The 16,336-nt window shown below is 43.9% G+C and carries 17 protein-coding genes and 1 pseudogene; 11 read left to right on the top strand and 7 right to left on the bottom strand.

Going from position 1 to position 16,336, the window contains the following annotated elements; genetic code table 11:
- Nucleotides 1-80 precede the first annotated feature (80 nt).
- Nucleotides 81-215 (bottom strand): hypothetical protein, encoded by a 135-nt coding sequence (locus JGK20_RS18280; RefSeq protein ID WP_293182397.1) that lies wholly within the window; start codon nucleotides 213-215, stop codon nucleotides 81-83.
- Between the two features lie 154 nt (nucleotides 216-369).
- Here JGK20_RS18280 and JGK20_RS18275 point away from each other — a divergent pair, with 154 nt between their 5' ends.
- From JGK20_RS18275 to crn3, 7 genes and pseudogenes are all read left to right on the top strand, one after another.
- The gene (locus tag JGK20_RS18275; protein ID WP_293190243.1) at nucleotides 370-1,773 is read left to right on the top strand and encodes a nicotinate phosphoribosyltransferase; all 1,404 of its coding nucleotides are present in this window, start codon (nucleotides 370-372) and stop codon (nucleotides 1,771-1,773) included.
- Between the two features lie 156 nt (nucleotides 1,774-1,929).
- On the top strand, nucleotides 1,930-2,529 hold the full coding sequence (locus tag JGK20_RS18270) for a nicotinate-nucleotide adenylyltransferase (protein ID WP_293190241.1): 600 nt from the start codon (nucleotides 1,930-1,932) through the stop codon (nucleotides 2,527-2,529).
- The gene (locus JGK20_RS18265; RefSeq protein ID WP_293190239.1) at nucleotides 2,490-3,239 is read left to right on the top strand and encodes an NUDIX domain-containing protein; all 750 of its coding nucleotides are present in this window, start codon (nucleotides 2,490-2,492) and stop codon (nucleotides 3,237-3,239) included. The genes JGK20_RS18270 and JGK20_RS18265 overlap by 40 nt, the downstream gene beginning before the upstream one ends.
- Nucleotides 3,240-3,440: 201 nt before the next feature.
- Nucleotides 3,441-3,746 (top strand): isochorismate lyase, encoded by a 306-nt coding sequence (locus JGK20_RS18260; protein WP_293182391.1) that lies wholly within the window; start codon nucleotides 3,441-3,443, stop codon nucleotides 3,744-3,746.
- A gap of 208 nt (nucleotides 3,747-3,954) precedes the next feature.
- Nucleotides 3,955-5,658, top strand: a pseudogene (locus tag JGK20_RS18255) (NAD+ synthase).
- Nucleotides 5,642-6,595 (top strand): DUF192 domain-containing protein, encoded by a 954-nt coding sequence (locus tag JGK20_RS34595; RefSeq protein ID WP_366039135.1) that lies wholly within the window; start codon nucleotides 5,642-5,644, stop codon nucleotides 6,593-6,595. The pseudogene JGK20_RS18255 and the gene JGK20_RS34595 overlap by 17 nt, the downstream one beginning before the upstream one ends.
- A gap of 276 nt (nucleotides 6,596-6,871) precedes the next feature.
- Nucleotides 6,872-7,201, top strand: coding sequence for a CRISPR-associated ring nuclease Crn3/Csx3 (crn3, locus tag JGK20_RS18240; protein WP_293182385.1), 330 nt, complete (start codon nucleotides 6,872-6,874; stop codon nucleotides 7,199-7,201).
- 78 nt (nucleotides 7,202-7,279) lie between these two features.
- On the opposite strand, the gene JGK20_RS18235 is transcribed toward crn3, so the two are convergent.
- The 3 genes from JGK20_RS18235 to JGK20_RS18225 form a co-directional block, all read right to left on the bottom strand.
- Complete coding sequence (locus JGK20_RS18235; RefSeq protein ID WP_293190233.1) at nucleotides 7,280-7,678, bottom strand: hypothetical protein; 399 nt, start codon at nucleotides 7,676-7,678, stop codon at nucleotides 7,280-7,282.
- A 110-nt stretch (nucleotides 7,679-7,788) separates the two neighbouring features.
- Nucleotides 7,789-7,980: a hypothetical protein gene (locus JGK20_RS18230; RefSeq protein WP_293182381.1), complete on the bottom strand. Its 192-nt coding sequence runs from the start codon at nucleotides 7,978-7,980 to the stop codon at nucleotides 7,789-7,791.
- An 84-nt stretch (nucleotides 7,981-8,064) separates the two neighbouring features.
- Nucleotides 8,065-10,470 (bottom strand): ATP-binding protein, encoded by a 2,406-nt coding sequence (locus JGK20_RS18225; RefSeq protein WP_293231653.1) that lies wholly within the window; start codon nucleotides 10,468-10,470, stop codon nucleotides 8,065-8,067.
- A gap of 219 nt (nucleotides 10,471-10,689) precedes the next feature.
- Here JGK20_RS18225 and JGK20_RS18220 point away from each other — a divergent pair, with 219 nt between their 5' ends.
- Nucleotides 10,690-10,947 (top strand): hypothetical protein, encoded by a 258-nt coding sequence (locus tag JGK20_RS18220; RefSeq protein WP_293156235.1) that lies wholly within the window; start codon nucleotides 10,690-10,692, stop codon nucleotides 10,945-10,947.
- 568 nt (nucleotides 10,948-11,515) lie between these two features.
- On the opposite strand, the gene JGK20_RS18215 is transcribed toward JGK20_RS18220, so the two are convergent.
- On the bottom strand, nucleotides 11,516-12,649 hold the full coding sequence (locus JGK20_RS18215; protein ID WP_293182377.1) for an adenylate/guanylate cyclase domain-containing protein: 1,134 nt from the start codon (nucleotides 12,647-12,649) through the stop codon (nucleotides 11,516-11,518).
- Between the two features lie 367 nt (nucleotides 12,650-13,016).
- Here JGK20_RS18215 and JGK20_RS18210 point away from each other — a divergent pair, with 367 nt between their 5' ends.
- Both JGK20_RS18210 and JGK20_RS18205 read left to right on the top strand, forming a co-directional pair.
- Nucleotides 13,017-13,199 (top strand): hypothetical protein, encoded by a 183-nt coding sequence (locus tag JGK20_RS18210; protein WP_293182375.1) that lies wholly within the window; start codon nucleotides 13,017-13,019, stop codon nucleotides 13,197-13,199.
- 165 nt (nucleotides 13,200-13,364) lie between these two features.
- Complete coding sequence (locus JGK20_RS18205) at nucleotides 13,365-14,294, top strand: phosphoribulokinase (protein WP_293197109.1); 930 nt, start codon at nucleotides 13,365-13,367, stop codon at nucleotides 14,292-14,294.
- A 138-nt stretch (nucleotides 14,295-14,432) separates the two neighbouring features.
- Here JGK20_RS18205 and JGK20_RS18200 read toward each other — a convergent pair whose 3' ends face one another.
- Nucleotides 14,433-14,621 carry a hypothetical protein gene (locus JGK20_RS18200; protein ID WP_293231650.1) on the bottom strand — a complete coding sequence of 63 codons (189 nt, stop codon included), beginning with the start codon at nucleotides 14,619-14,621 and terminating at the stop codon, nucleotides 14,433-14,435.
- A 110-nt stretch (nucleotides 14,622-14,731) separates the two neighbouring features.
- Here JGK20_RS18200 and JGK20_RS18195 point away from each other — a divergent pair, with 110 nt between their 5' ends.
- Nucleotides 14,732-15,712 (top strand): ABC transporter ATP-binding protein, encoded by a 981-nt coding sequence (locus tag JGK20_RS18195; protein ID WP_293231663.1) that lies wholly within the window; start codon nucleotides 14,732-14,734, stop codon nucleotides 15,710-15,712.
- Nucleotides 15,713-15,882: 170 nt separating this feature from the next.
- Here JGK20_RS18195 and JGK20_RS18190 read toward each other — a convergent pair whose 3' ends face one another.
- Entirely contained in the window at nucleotides 15,883-16,119 is a 237-nt protein-coding gene (locus JGK20_RS18190; RefSeq protein ID WP_293156254.1) for a hypothetical protein, read from the bottom strand.
- Nucleotides 16,120-16,336: the final 217 nt, after the last annotated feature.

The raw sequence follows: 16,336 nt of genomic DNA, 5'->3' as shown, positions 1-16,336 counted from the left end.
TTTCTGGCTGTTGATACTTTATAGATTAGTCTGAGTTTCTGCCCTGCGATCGCTTTAGCAATATTTGTTTGAATTACTTATTAGTCTGCAACATCGAAGCAAACTGAAGCTTTTACCAATTCAGTGTTTTGGTCGATCGCCCCAATCTCCTCATATATATTTTGCGATCGATTTGCTGAGATTGCTAAATGCGAACTTTTTAGTGATTCTACCATAATTATTTTGTACCCATCTACACAAAAACCCCTATTAGAGGGCATAAATCATAAAATATTCCGACTCTCTCTGAAATCTTAATCAAACCTTTACAAAAAGATATGGTATTTGTCACTATAATTAAATAAACAAAGTTTGTCCGGGGTTTTTTTGATGAAAACTGCGACAGAAAGCCTGCACGTCACAGGTTTTGAGGAAATCTTAGAAGATCGGGAATTGACGGTTTCTCCAGCAGATTACAGCCTGTTGACCGATCTCTACCAGCTAACGATGGCGGCTTGTTACGTCGGGGAAGGCCTCGACGATCGCCCTGCGAGTTTTGAATTGTTCGCGCGCAGGCTACCAGATGGTTTTGGTTATGCGATCGCCATGGGTTTGGCTCAGGCGATCGACTATCTAGAAAAATTGCGGTTCTCAGAGGCGCAAATTCAGGCTTTACAGTCCACCGGAATTTTTGCCGGGGCCCCCGAGCGATTTTGGGATCTACTCGCTTGGGCCCGCTTTACTGGGGATGTGTGGGCGGTACCCGAGGGGACGGCGGTATTTGCCAATGAACCTCTCTTGCGGATCGAGGCTCCTCTGTGGCAGGCTCAGTTAGTTGAAACTTATTTGTTGAATGCAATCAATTATCAAACTTTAATTGCGACGCGGGCTGCGCGGCTGCGCGATGTGGCGGGCCCGGAGGCTAAGTTGCTGGAATTCGGGACGCGCAGGGCTTTTGGGCCTCAAGCTGCTGTCTGGGCTGCTAGGGCTGCTCTGGCTGCTGGGATCGATGGTACTTCTAATGTTTTGGCTGCTTTGAAATTGGGCCGCAAACCTGTCGGTACGATCGCCCATGCTTTAGTAATGGCTGTGTCGGCTCTCGAAGGCAGCGAAGATGAGGCTTTTGCAGCTTTTCACCGCTATTTTCCGGGGGCGCCGCTATTGATCGATACTTACGATACTGTGGCGGCGGCGCGGACTTTAGCATCGCGAGTCAACAGCGGTGAAATGCCCTTGGAAGGCGTGCGGCTGGATTCGGGGGATTTGGTAAAATTGTCTCGGGAAGTGCGATCGATCCTTCCGGGCGTGCCAATTATTGCTAGCGGTGATTTGGACGAACACGAAATTGCTAGATTAAAAAGTGCGGGTGCTTGCATTGACGGTTACGGTTTGGGAACAAAGTTGGTCACCGGTTCGCCTATCAACGGTGTTTATAAGTTAGTGGAAATAGACGGAATGCCCGTGATGAAAGAGGCCAGCGGCAAGGTAACATATCCAGGGAAAAAGCAAATTTTTAGAACCATGAAAGATGGAGAAATTATCGGAGATTGTTTGGGACTGGCAGCGGACAATATTTACAATTCGGAGCATCATTTACCATTAATGCAATTGGTTGTCAAGGATGGCAAACGATTGCACGAACCCGAAAGTTTGGAGGATATCGCCAAACGAACTGCTGCTTCTGTCGCCAGTCTCCCGGCAGAAACTCGCCAATTAAATAACCCGATTTCGCCACCGATGGAAATTTCTACAGATTTGCAGACTCTCACTCAAAAAACGAAAAAGAGTCATTAGTTATTTGTGTCAACGTCAGACTAAAACTTATGAAATATCTCGCTTATAGCATCGATCAGGTACGTTGTTGGGCTTTAGCCCTCTTTATAGATATAGATAAAGAGGGCTAAAGCCCAACAACGTACCTATTTCCCCATTACCCATTCCCAATTCCCTATGCAAAGAATTGCCTTGTTTGGAACCAGTGCCGATCCACCTACTGCGGGACACAAAACAATCTTGAATTGGCTTGCTCAGCATTTTGATTGGGTAGCAGTTTGGGCGTCGGACAATCCTTTCAAGTCGCACCAAACATCCCTAGAACATCGATCGGCAATGCTGCTGTTAATGATTCAAGAAATTAATTCGCCCAGACACAACCTTTGCTTGCATCCAGAACTCAGCAGTCCGAGGACGCTAGAAACCGTGGAACAAGCAAGATTGCAGTGGCAGGATGCAGAGTTGACGATGGTAATAGGCTCGGATTTGGTGGGACAACTGCCTCGCTGGTACAAATTTGAACAGTTGTTAAAAGAAGTAGAGTTACTGATAGTACCGCGGCCTGGTTATCCGTCAGAACAGTTAGATTTGTGGCAGTTGAAGCGCATGGGTGCAGAAGTGGCGATCGCATCTTTGAACGCTCCCGATGTTTCTTCAACTTCCTATCGGGAAACAGGAGACACGGAAGCCCTGACTCCGACTATCGAAGATTACATTAATCGGGAGCATTTGTACGCATGGCACGAGGCACAAAAAAGAGCGAAGGTTGCTCATTAGCTGACTTTAAAGTAGGAGTAGATAATGTAATTTTCTCCGTCGATACCGTGCAGAACCGCTTGTTGGTGCTGTTGGTAATGCGGCAAGACGAACCGTTTATCGATTCTTGGAGTCTTCCCGGTACTTTGGTGCGCCACGGAGAGTCTCTGGAAAATGCAGCTTACCGGATTTTGTCGGAAAAAATTCGAGTAGAAAATTTGTATCTGGAGCAACTGTATACTTTTGGAGAACCGGGACGCGATCCGAGAGAATTCACCAGGGGCGATCGCTATCTTTCGGTGAGTTACTTTGCTTTGGTGCGGTTTGAAGAAGCTGAATTGATTGCTGGAAGTGTAGTTGCAGGTGTCGGGCACCGCGTCGGCGGCATTGCTTGGTATCCCGTCCAACAAGTTCCGAAGCTAGCCTTCGATCACAATCAAATTCTCGAATACGGATACCGGCGACTCCGCAACAAACTTGAATACAGTCCCGTAGCTTTTGAAGTTTTGCCAGAGCTTTTTACTTTGAGCGATCTGTATCAATTGTATACTACTATTTTGGGGGAAAATTTTTCTGATTATTCTAATTTTAGAGCTCGATTGTTGAAATTGGGCTTTTTGTGCGATACCCGTGTTAAGGTTTCGCGAGGTGCAGGGCGTCCTGCTAGTTTGTACCGCTTTGATGCTGCCGCTTTTGCTCCTTTCAAAAATAAGCCCCTAGTGTTTATATAGCTGTTCCTTGGATGACCTCGCCTAAAAATAGCCGCCACCGACGCTTGCTGAGAGTCGATCGCCAAATTTTAGACTAAGGTTAAATCTCTCAGATTAATCCGTGGAGTCAATCTAAGATCTAAAATCTAAAATCTAAAATCGACTGACATTACGAGTTCAATTGAGTAATATGAGAAAACAATCTATTAAGGAGTGCAGCAGATGAAAGACCCAGATCAATGTGCTAATATTCATGAAGTTCGCGAGGAAATTGATATCATCGATCGAGAAGTGATCGATGCTTTGAGCAAGAGATTTCAATACGTCATTGCAGCAGCCAGGTTCAAAACGAGTGAAGCGAGCGTTAGAGCGCCCGATCGCTTTCAGGCTATGTTACAACAGCGACGCGAGTGGGCTTTGGAATCGGGTTTGAATCCTGATGTGGTAGAAAAACTCTACCGGGATTTGGTCAATCATTTTATTGAGGAAGAATTGAAGCGTTACAAATCTGATTCAGTTGACAGTTGACAGTTGACAGTTGACAGTTGACAACGACCTCTACCTAGAAGGAAGTGGATTGAAGTAATGAATCGTCTGATTTAACTTTCTCCTTAAAAGGGAGAGGCTTTCAACCAATTCTTTCTGGTAATGTTTCCCTACATTCAAGTCTAAGACTATAGGAAATTGAGTCCGCGCGAGCGGACTGCTAGCAAGATTTATTAGGTGACTTGGTAATATGAAAATTGCGATCGCACAACTCAACCCTACTATTGGTGATATCTGTGGCAACTCCAACCTAATTCTGGAGGCGGCGAAACAAGCGCAGATTGAGGGCGCAAACTTATTACTAACGCCAGAACTTTCCCTGCTGGGTTATCCGCCCCGCGATTTGTTGATGAACCCGAGTTTCATTGCAATTGCCACCGCACATTTGGAACAACTGGCGCAAGCTTTGCCACCGGAGTTAGCAGTCATTGTCGGCACTGCCATACCTAATGCTGATGCTGTGAAACTAGGCGAGAAGTTATTATTCAACAGTGCTGTTTTGTTGCAAAATGGCGCAGTGCAACAAGTTTTTCATAAACGCTTGTTGCCTACCTATGATGTATTTGATGAAGATAGATATTTTGAACCTGGACAAAACAGTAATTATTTCACTATTGGTGAACTCAAAATTGGTGTGACAATTTGTGAGGATTTGTGGAATAATGAGGAGTTTTGGGGTAAACGCAGTTATGCGGGCGATCTTTGACAAAATTGGGTGTGGATTTAGTGGTGAATTTGTCGGCATCGCCTTATTCTGTTGGCAAGCGGGGAGTGCGATCGGCGATGTTGCAGCACAGTGTCATCCGTTCAGGAATACCGATTGTTTATGCTAATCAGGTAGGGGGAAATGATGATATTATTTTTGATGGTAGCAGTTTTGCGGTGAACCGTCAGGGGAATTTGATTCAAGTATTGGCTTCTTTTGAAACTGATTTTGCAGTGCTGGAATATGATGAAAACAAACAAGATTTGCTCGGGGGTGGGAGATTTAAGTTTTGAACCGCCATTCGGGGATGCGGAAATTTGGGCGGCTTTGGTTTTGGGAGTCCGAGATTATGTTCGCAAATGCGGTTTTTCTAAGGTTGTACTTGGTTTGAGTGGCGGGATAGATTCGGCTTTGGTGGCGGCGATCGCCAGTTGCGCGATCGGGCCCGAAAATGTGTTAGGGGTGCTGATGCCTTCTCCTTACAGTTCGGATCATTCGGTTAATGATGCTTTGGAGTTAGCCCGAAATCTCGGAATTGCGATCGAAATGTTGCCGATCGGCGATTTGATGAAAACTTACGATCGCACTCTCGGCGATTTGTTTCTCAATACCACTTTCGGAATTGCCGAGGAAAATATCCAATCGCGCATTCGCGGCAATCTGTTGATGGCGATTTCTAATAAATTCGGACATTTGCTGCTTTCCACGGGCAATAAGTCGGAAATGTCGGTGGGTTATTGCACTCTCTACGGCGATATGAATGGCGGATTGGCAGTCATTTCCGATGTGCCGAAAACTCGCGTTTATTCGCTTTGTCGGTGGCTGAATGCGGGGGGATATGTAGGGGCTGTACTCTCGTCCCCTGACAGCGCAATCATTCCAGTTAATATTATTAATAAAGCGCCGAGTGCTGAACTGAAACCGGGGCAAGTTGACCAAGATTCTTTGCCTGCTTATGATGTTTTGGATGACATCTTGCAGCGGTTAATTGAACATCACGAATCTGCCCAACAAATTATCGCCGCGGGACATGATGAAGCGGTGGTTAAGCGTGTAGTAAAATTAGTCAGGCAATCGGAGTTTAAACGCCGACAAGCAGCGCCAGGTTTGAAAATTAGCGATCGAGCTTTTGGTACCGGTTGGCGGATGCCGATCGCCAAATCTTCCTCTTATGAAACGCATCATTAAACGCAAAATGGTTAACATCGGCGGTACTTTCGGCTTCGATTTTCTTCTGGGAACTCCCGGAAGCGATACTATGAGAGGATTTGCGGGGAATGACACTATCCAAGGTTTGGCAGGGAATGACCTGATTTTTGGCGATCGCGACAATGACTCGATCGCCGGAAACGAAGGTGCCGATACCCTGTTTGGAGGCCAGGGAAGCGATACAATCTATGGAGGACAAGGTGAAGATGCGATTAATGGCGATCGGGGGAACGATTTACTAATCGGCGGCGATGGCAAAGATATCTTGACAGGAGGCGCGGGCGATGATTTATTTGTGCTAGAAAACACATCCCCTGCATCTACTGTCACCCAAGCCGATGTTATTACAGATTTTGGCAGCGGCAATGATAAAATTGTCTTGACAGAAGGCATCAAGTTTAGCGATTTGAACATTTCTATTTCTGAGAACCAAACTGTGATGCAAAATAAAAATTCTGGTAACTATTTAGGAGTAGTTTCAGGAAGATTTAATTTGACTGAATCAAACTTTATCTCAATGTTTGGTGGGATGGATATGGCTCAACTTTTACCAGTTTCAGTGAATGCGATTATAGGCGATCGGGCGATCGGGCTGGAAGTGGCAAAAACTCCCCAAGAACAAGCAATTGGCTTAATGTTTCGCACAGAATTGCCCGATGACAGGGGAATGCTTTTCGCGATCGCCCCCCCGCGCAATGTGCGTTTCTGGATGAGAAACGTGCAAATCGAGCTGGATATGATTTTTCTGCGCGAAGGGGTAGTGCAGGCGATAATTCCCAACGTACCGCCCTGTTTGAGCGACACCTGCCCCAACTACGGCCCCGATGTTCCCGTTGACGGAGTGATCGAGCTCAAAGGCGGTAGGGCGGCCCAGTTGGGACTCAAAGTGGGCGATCGAATTCCAAATTTGCCCTAAAAGGTATAGCCCTTCTCAGATAGGTTCGCGGACGTTGTTGGGCTTGGGCTCTCTTTGTTTAAGCGGTTATATAAGCTGTCAGTCATACCTCATCTTTCTGATAAATGCTATATATGATATCATGTCTGTTTGATTCGGAATTGTATGATGTTAAATTTTGTAGGGGCGGGTTCACCAACAATAATTGCCCATAATCTACAATCTCATAAACCCGCCCCCGCCCATGCTATCGGACATGATATGATTCTGTAAAAACATTCAACATTTTTGCATCCAATGAATCCTATTGAATTAACAATAATCCCCAATCAAACTCAAGACGGTTTAGCCTACCAACATTTACGCTTACGAATTACTACTCAAGACGGTATTATTATACCAGATGATTTACAAGGTTTGAAAATCCCTCAAAATGTTCAATTCAGCCAAGGAATTGTCATTGAAGGTAGAGGAGCAATTTGGCTGTACGGGTATTTAGTGCACGAATGCCATCCTGCTGCTTGGGTTGGATGTTACGATCCGCGACTAGAAGGCGCCGTGGTAGTAGCAACTCATAAGCACGAAGTATCAGTGGGACAAATAATCAAATTGAACTTACCAACTTAGTAATTTGGTTCGTAGTGAGGACTTCAGTCCGCATCCATAGAAGAACTAAAGTCCTCACTACAAACAAATTGTACAACGTTATTCGATAAAACTTTTCAAAATACCGATAATTTTCCCAGGATTCCCTACAAAATACTCATTTATATCGATCGATATAGTTTGTTCTTCTAGCTGCATAAATTTCCAGAGACTTCCCGTTGTCACAACTCCGTAAACCTTCTTAATTTCATTGCCTGTTTGTTGGTTAAACAATTGAGCTGCGATCGTTTCAGCCATACATTGAGCCAAACCAGATTCTATATTATCATTTTTGGCTTCGACTAAAGCAATAACCGGCGCTTCGATAATTAACTGTTCCGGCGATTTGCTAATCAGGAAATCGCAAAATCCGTTTAAACCTCTCAGGCTATCTACCGTAAAATCTTTACCGGAAAATAAGCCTATTCCATTGTCAAATTGTTTTCTGAGTTCAATCAAAATTGGCGCTACAGCGGTTCTCAGAAAGATGAGGTACGTTGTTGGGCTTCAGCCCTCTTAATTTAAGGGTTATATAAGCTGTCAGTCATACCTCATCTTTTTGAGAAAGGCTATACAATCATTTCCGATCGAGATTTGTCCGAGTTAATTGCCAGAGCTAACGGAATATTGTACTCTAGGGTTTCTGATAAAAACTGGCTGTAGGTAGCTTCTGGAATCTCTGCAAACAGTCCGAATTGCTCGCAAAAAGTTATTCCAAATTCTGACTTGATTTGTTCAAGCCTAAATTGGCTGTAGGGCATTGAAAAGACCCTCTAATAAAATAGAGTGGTAAAATTATATTTTATCACGCGATCGCCCAAAAAACCTTTAATTTTAATTAATATTTATCCTTTCACTTTCACAGGCAAAACGATCGCAAACTCAGTGCCAACTCCAGACTGGGACTTCGCCTCGATAGTGCCGCCATGTTTTTCTACCACAATCTGATGGGCAATTGCCAACCCCAATCCCGTTCCTTTCCCGACAGCTTTTGTCGTGAACAAATGGTCGAATATCTGTTTTTTTACTTCTTCTGGCATCCCGGTTCCGTTATCAGCAATTTGAATTATAATATAATCTTCCCCAATTAAATTAGTGCAAATCGTGATGCGGTTGGGATTGACAGCAATTTCGTGAAAAGTGCGTCCAATATTTAACTCTTCTAAGGCATCGATCGCATTGGCAAGTAAGTTCATAAAAACTTGATTTAATTGACCGGGAAAACATTCAATTTTAGGGATATTACCGTATTTAGCTATCACTTCAATCTGCGGGCGATTTTCGTTAGCTTTTAGACGGTGTTTCAAAATCAAAATAGCGCTATCAATGCCGTCGTGAATATTAAAAGGAACTTTGTAGTCTTTATCGCCTCGGGAGAATGTACGCAAACTGGTGCTGATGCTGGAAATGCGATCGCACCCGACTTGCATGGAATTAATCATCTTCGGTAAATCTTCCAAGAGATAATCGAGATCTATCTCTTCGGCATGGTTCGCAATTTCCGATTTGGGTGCATCAGAGCGATACAATTCTAAGTGTTCTATTACATCCCCGAAACTTCTTTTAGCTTCACTTAAATTGCCCGAAATAAACCCAATAGGATTGTTAATTTCGTGGGCGACTCCGGCAACTAAATTACCTAAAGCCGACATTTTCTCATTTTGTACGAGTTGCAGTTGCGTTTGTTGTAAGTCTTTTAAAGTTTGTTCGAGGCGCTGATTTTGCTCTTGCAAAAGTTCCTGTGCTCGCTTACGCTCGGTGGCATCAACACCCAAAGCAATAATCCCGATCGTCTCGCCATCGGAATTTTTCAACTTCACTTTCGTGACTTCTAAATAGTGCAGTTTGCCGTCCACAAACATTAGAGTTTCGTTGGAGTAATGGGGCGAATCTTGGGCAAGACAGGCTGCATCTGAAACCAGGCAATTCGCTGCATTTTCTCCTAGTATATCTTTGTAATGTTCGACAGCTAGTAAAGCGGAGAGAGGCACACCGATATCTTGACAAAAAGTGTTGTTGAAAAAGTGTACTTTTCCATGAGGATTAACCATCCAAATCCAAATCGGAGCGACATCAAGAATCGCTTGCAGCATTTGTTTTTGCTCGGCAAGCTGAACTTCTGTTCGGCTGACTTTTGTTAGCATTCGCTCTAATTTTTGGCTGTAATCCTGAGAATTTTTATATAGCAGAGCATTTGACAAACTGATGGCTGCTTGAGAACACAGGAGATTGAGATATTGCAGCCGATCGCGCGTAAAAACTCTTGCAGTTAACAGATTCTCTAGATACAAAATGCCGACTAACTTGTCTCGATCGAGAATCGGCAAACACGACAGGCTCTGCGGTTGGTATTTGAGGATGTAGGAGTCGGACTCCCAATCACATTGTTGAGGAATGTCCCGCAAAATCACAGGTTTTAACAATTCTTTAACGCAATCAACAATGTTTAGGGGCAGGATATCGCTGTTTTTATCGAGTGTTGCGGATGATAAGTCGATCGCCCGATCGACACCCAAATTGTCGATCGCTCTTGCAGCAGCAATTTCCCATTGATTGCCGTTTTGCAAAATCAGCACTCCTTTGTCAACGCCTGTATTTCTCATCGCCAGTTGTATCAGTTTGGCAATTAGTTGATCGAGATCTCTTTCACTAGAAAGCGCTTGACAAGCTTTTAGCAGAGTTGAAAAATTCCCAAAATCTGAGACTGTCGCCGACACAGACGGATTCATCAATGAAGGTACAGATTCATTTTGTTTGACAGGTATCGCGAAGGTTGCTAATGAATCTGTAGCGAGTTTAGCAGGCTGCAAAATCGCTGACAACAATTGAGGATAGCATTTTTCTAATTCATCAATTTTGGCTCGATCTCCCGAGCGCAGATAGCAATCATAGGTGTCTATCATGTAGACTATAGCAATTTTTTCTCTTCCCAATGACAGGTAAAACTTAGCAGCGAGTTCGCAAGCAAGAGCTTCTTCATTCAAAAAATCGTTAGCTTTAGCTCCGGCAATAGCTCGATCGTAAAGTTCCATTGCTTCTGTAGTCTTCCCAAAAATGCGAAGCCATTCTGCTTCAACCAGATCTAATTTGTGCTGGTGACTATTCGGGTTACGCTGCGCGAATTCTTTGAGGTTTTTTTGAATTACAAAAACACGTTTTAGGATTTGTTTTCGCTTTGTCGGTGCGGCATCTTCATAGATTGCTAAATCTGCCAGCGCATCGTAAAATTCGTGCATCATAGTTACTAGCATTACAACACAACTTTCCCATGAATCTTGTTGGTATCTCCCTGTCTAACTACTTCGGATTGCGGCTGGAATTTATTGCCGATCCGGCGTCTATTTGTGCTAAGATTTATCCCATTTTATCTGGCAGGTTACTATAAATAAAACTTCCCAGATAGGAATCTTTCATATATTTTAAAATAACTGACCTCCTTTCGATTTCGTCCTGGAATATCTGTTTGCTTGATGACTATTTCGAGCGATGCAATTAACTGTCACGCGATGCAACTCGACGATCGCATTCTGGCACAACCGCCTCGCAGAAGTCCACAACAAATCGGTAACTGCGGGCGTAGGTTTTTATACTGCGGGCAGGAATTGCGCCCGGAATATCTAGATTTTTGGTCGTTTCGCGCCGATCGGGAAACTACAAGAGTTTGCTACAGGCGGGTTAGCGGTTTCAATCGCCCACAGCCCCGAAAGCGGTTCGATAAATCGGTGTAAAATTCGCGATCGGGCGATCTCCAGGCATTACCGCAGTCAAATGTACTGCATCTATTGTTGCATCCATATTGGCTGACCCCAAGCCAGGAATTAAGTTGAAAATAGTTAGTGTATCTATCTTAGGGCATAAACAGCATAATTTTCGAGCTTTCGAGCTAAAATTTCACTGAGCTGCTACGGAATAGTATTTTATACTGGGACGATCGGGATTAGAGTTAATTACTTACGTATAAGTTTCTGCGGTTAATATTAAATGCCTTATATGAACGCAAAACACTGGTGTCTTGCGTATTAATGCGCCAATGCAGTGTGCCTAAAAATACTTGTTAATGTTCAGTAAATCTAATATATGAGAATTGGAAATTGGGCATTGGGCATCGGCCAAAGAGGGCATCGGGAATTGGTTGTTATTAATTATCACCAACAACTCACAACTGACAACCAACAAATAACAACCAACAAATAACAACCAACAAATAACAACTGACAACTGACTACTAAGAGGGCGGGCACGGGGGCACCGCCCCTACTAACTACTGACTACTGACTACTGACTACTGACTACTGACTACTTTCGCCCGAGCAACAAATAAGTCATCATTTCTCCTTTACCTTTAATTTCAACAGCACCGCGCATTTTAAAGGAAAAATTATCTTTCAAACGCTCATAAACCGCAGCAGTCACCTGAATTTCTCCCGGAATACCGTTTGATTCCATCCGGTGAGCAACATTCACTGTATCCCCCCACAAATCGTAACTAAATTTAGTTAAACCAATGACTCCCGCCACCACCCCACCAATATTTATCCCAATGCGGAGACTAAAAGTTTGATTGTGTTTGAGATTGAAGCTAGCGAGAGCAGCTTGCATATCGAGTGCCATTTGGGCGATCGCCTCTGCGTGATTTTCTTGCGGTTGGGGCAAACCGCCGACTACCATGTAAGCATCACCAATAGTTTTGATTTTCTCTAAACCGTGCTCTAACGATAACCGATCGAATTGACTAAAAATTTGATTGAGAACTTTCACCGTTTCTGCCGCACTTTTTTGAGATGCAAAATTTGTAAATCCCACCAAATCAGCGAATAAAACGCTGACATCCGAAAAGCTGTCAGCAATTATGCTTTGTCCTTCCTGCAAGCGATCGGCAATCGGTTTAGGCAAAATATTTAAGAGCAATTCTTCAATTTCTTCTTTCTGAAATTTGGTTGTTTCCAAGAGCAACCGCGTTTCAATTTCTGCCTCTTCCCGAGAAGCAATTTCCCGCTGCAACATCTGATTTTTATGCGTAAGTTGCAGTTCTAATTCCCGCAGCCGCAATTGATTTTCAACCCTAGCTAGCACTTCTACTGCTTCAAAAGGTTTAATAATGTAATCCACCCCGCCAATATTAAAGGCTTTCACCTTATGAGAAACTTCTACCAAAGCACTCAGAAAAATAATGGGAATGCCGCGAGTGCGATCGCTAGCTTTCAAGCGACTGCAAACTTCATAGCCATCGATCCCAGGCATCATAATATCTAGCAAAATTAAGTCAGGTTGAGTCAACTCCACAGCTTCGAGTCCCCGTTGGCCGCTAGATGCAAGTCGTACTTCATAGCCTTTTTTCGACAAGATTCGCTCCAGTAAACTTAAATTGTTAAGAGTGTCGTCAATAATTAAAATACTGCCCCTGAATTTTTCAAAAGATAGTTGATTCATCAGCTTGCTAGGAAGTTAGTTAAACTTATAGCCTTTCTCAGAAAGATGAGGTACTCATGGGCATCGGGGATAGGGCATCGGGCATCGGGCATACCTCACTTTTTTGAGAACCGCTATAAGATTGGTTTAAATTCAAAACTTACGCACGGTGCATCGAAATCTTTTTTTTCATGAAACTACTTGTTGAAGCAGGGAGAAAGAGCGATTGGCCCTATTTTTGATGTACGAATGCCTCCTTGACTCAAATGTATACTAATTTGTCAGGCACAACAAAAGCTTTGCCAAAAACTTCATGTTGTGGGTAAATTCGATCGCCCTCCATGTAGATTGATTGACTGGTAAGTTGATTGACTGCTTGGTACTCGTTTTGAAAACAAACATATCGCACTATTCCCACCGCTGTTGCAATTTACACTACACTCATGGACTTACTGGCACAGTTGGCGGGGCTAATTTTCCCGAAATTCTTAGTATAGCTGGATTTAAAAGTACGATCGACATGGCGGGCGATCGAGAAATGGGCGTGATTTTTTCGTCATATCATCCCTGAGTCTCTGGTGCCACATTTTATTAAGAAATAATACAATAATTTTACACATGGGGAAACTCGGGAAGGGAGCAAGTCAAACCATGCGATTAGCGATCGGATCGAGTACAATTTTGATAAGATTTAAGATTAAGAAAAAATTTGCTATTGTCCGTCGGGGTAACAACAATGAGCGATCGACCAATCATTCTCGGTATTGTCGGAGACAGCGCAGCAGGCAAAACCACCCTGACGCGGGGAATTGCCCAAGTATTGGGGCCAGAAAATGTCACTGTGATTTGCACAGACGACTATCATAGGTATGACAGACAGCAGCGCGCCGAAATCGGGCTCACAGCACTGCATCCCGACTGCAATTACCTCGACATCATGCAGCAGCACCTCAGCCTGCTGCGTACAGGTCAAGCAATTCTCAAACCCATATACAACCACCACTCAGGTACATTCGATCCCCCGGAATACATCAAGCCAGAAAAATTTGTAATAGTTGAAGGTTTGCTGGGTTACTCAACCCGAACCATCCGCGATTCTTACGATGTCAAAGTGTATCTTGCTCCCCCAGAAGAGTTGCGAACTCAGTGGAAAGTTAAGCGCGATATTATGAAGCGCGGTTATACTGAAGAACAGGTACTTGCAGAAATGGAAAAGCGGGAACCGGATTCAGAAAATTATATTCGCCCCCAGCGCAAATTTGCCGATGTTGTAGTTAGTTTTTACCCGCCAGAAGCCGACAAAGAATCAAATTTGAGCGTGCGTTTAGTCCTGAGACCAACAATTCCTCACCCTGATTTTACTGAGATTTTAGCTCAAGGCAGCGATAGTTTTAAACCGGCCATTCGTTTGGGACTCGATCGCGATATGGGGAAACCAGTAGATGTTTTAGAAGTAGACTCCCACGCTACGAGCGAACAAGTAAACGAACTGGAAAAGATTTTGTGCAACGAAATGCCCCACCTGCGGGGATTTTGCAGTGCCCAAGGCAACCCGGAAATTGGCAAACTAATCGGCACAACTGGCGAAGTTTTGCAAAGTTACCCGCTAGCTTTGACGCAGTTGCTAGTTGCATATCACATGATGAAAGCAATTCATGTGTATTAGTTAGTTGTTAGTTGTTAGTTGGCAGTTGGCAGTTGGCAGTTGGCAGTTGGCAGTTGGCAGTTGGCAGTTGGCAGTTGTTGGTTGTTAGTTATTATTGCCATAACCAATAACCAATAACCAATAACCAATAACCAATAACTAATATGAGGGCAAAGTCTGATTGACTGTAGCCAATTGCTGAACTTGCAGCGATACTGGCAACTGACTTTGAGGTGCGGGAACCATTTCGCCTCGGAAGTCGAGGAGAGTGACGAGCAGCAGGTAGGCAACTGCTAGGATTACAGAAATGACGCCGGTGATAATAGCAATAATTTTTGAACGTTCCATATTCAGAATATTTTAAGTGCAGCTAATATTAGTTTAACATTAAATGGAGCAATTATTAAGGGACTTATGCAATAGAATATAATCAGGTGCTACTTATTTATATGACGAAAATGGAACCTGTTATAGATGCGCCAACTCCCACCCAGATGCCCGGGGCTACCCCAGTGGTGCAAACATTTAATCTGGGGAAGTTCTACCGTACCGGCTTCTGGATGAACGAAAAGATTGAATCGCTCAAAAATTGCACTCTGACCGTCTCTGAGGGGGAAACTTTCGGGCTGTTAGGGCAGAATGGAGCGGGGAAAACTACGCTGCTGAAGACTTTGCTGGGGATAGTGCGGCCGACTTCTGGCAGGGCGCTGTTGTTGGGGAAGCCTTTGGGCGATCGCACTGTGAAGCAACGAGTCGGCTATTTGCCAGAAAATCCCTATTTTTACGATTATCTCACGGGCTGGGAATTTTTGCAATTTGCGGCGGGCTTATTTCAAATCCCCCCCTCGATTCAGCGGCAGCGAATTCCGCATTTACTAGATTTAGTTGGGCTAGCTCAATCGGCGGCAATTAAAAAACAGTTGCGCCAGTATTCTAAGGGAATGCTGCAACGGATCGGCATGGCTCAAGCTTTGATTAACAATCCCGATGTAGTATTTTTGGACGAACCGATGTCTGGTTTAGATCCGATGGGGCGCTATCAGATGCGGGAGATAATTTTATCGCTGAAAAATCAAGGGAAAACGATTTTTTTTAATTCGCACGTACTCTCGGATGTGGAGAAGATTTGCGATCGGGTGGCAATTTTGGCTCGCGGTGAGTTAATCTGTGTTGGTGCGATCGATGAACTTTTGGGTAATACTAAAACTTACCGAGTTCAAGGTAAGGGTGGCCATTTGAATATTCTGCAAAAATGGATACCGGATATGGAAGTTGATAATGATTTATGGTACGGTCATTTGCAGGGACATCCGAAGGACTTTATTGCTAATTTGAGCGTGATGGGAGGGCAGCTAATTGGGATGAATTTGGCTAAGCCTTCTTTGGAAGAGTTTTTTATTCAGCAACTGCAAGAAAGAGGTATTTATTCGAGCAGTTGAAATAGGGATATTTGTTGAAAACGGCTACCGCCGAGGCCAGATCCGATCGATGGACAGGATGAAAACCCTGCCAAGAATAACTTGCTTGTTTTTCTTGGCATCAACCGCCCGAGTTAGGTGATGTTAGACAGGCCATGCAATCGCAGTTTGACCTTAGAATCCCCGCGCTTTTACGTGCCCGGAGTATGTCCGCGACGGAACCAAGCGAATATATTAAAATCTCCCTGCATTTTCTGCAATTCTTGTTGGTGCTGCTTGGCTGTAGCATAATACCACTGGCAATAAAGCTCAAATTCTTGACGGTATTTAACTTCGTCATAAAACTCACGGACAACTTGATGTCTCTGAAAAATTTCAGCCGTTGGAGTCGGTTCTGGGACAATGTTTTGTAGCTCGTGGGGCAACATAATTGTTTGGGGGCGACTGTGGCAAATATTTGGTGTGATTACTTTAAGTTAACACATTAAATCCTCGAATTTTAGATTTGGGATTTTAGAATTTATAAGATTTATAAAAAATCGTGCGTTGAGTTGGTTTATTCAGAGATTGTCGTGCTGGTGCGTCGCTGGGTAGATTTTTAGGATCGCAAATTAAATAATTTACAGAAGTTCGTGGGATGGGCGT

It is taken from the genome of Microcoleus sp. PH2017_05_CCC_O_A, assembly GCF_020738785.1.
Taxonomy (GTDB): domain Bacteria; phylum Cyanobacteriota; class Cyanobacteriia; order Cyanobacteriales; family Microcoleaceae; genus Microcoleus.
The sequence above is the reverse complement of the archived record's forward strand: the minus strand, read 5'-3'. Positions and strand labels throughout refer to the sequence as shown.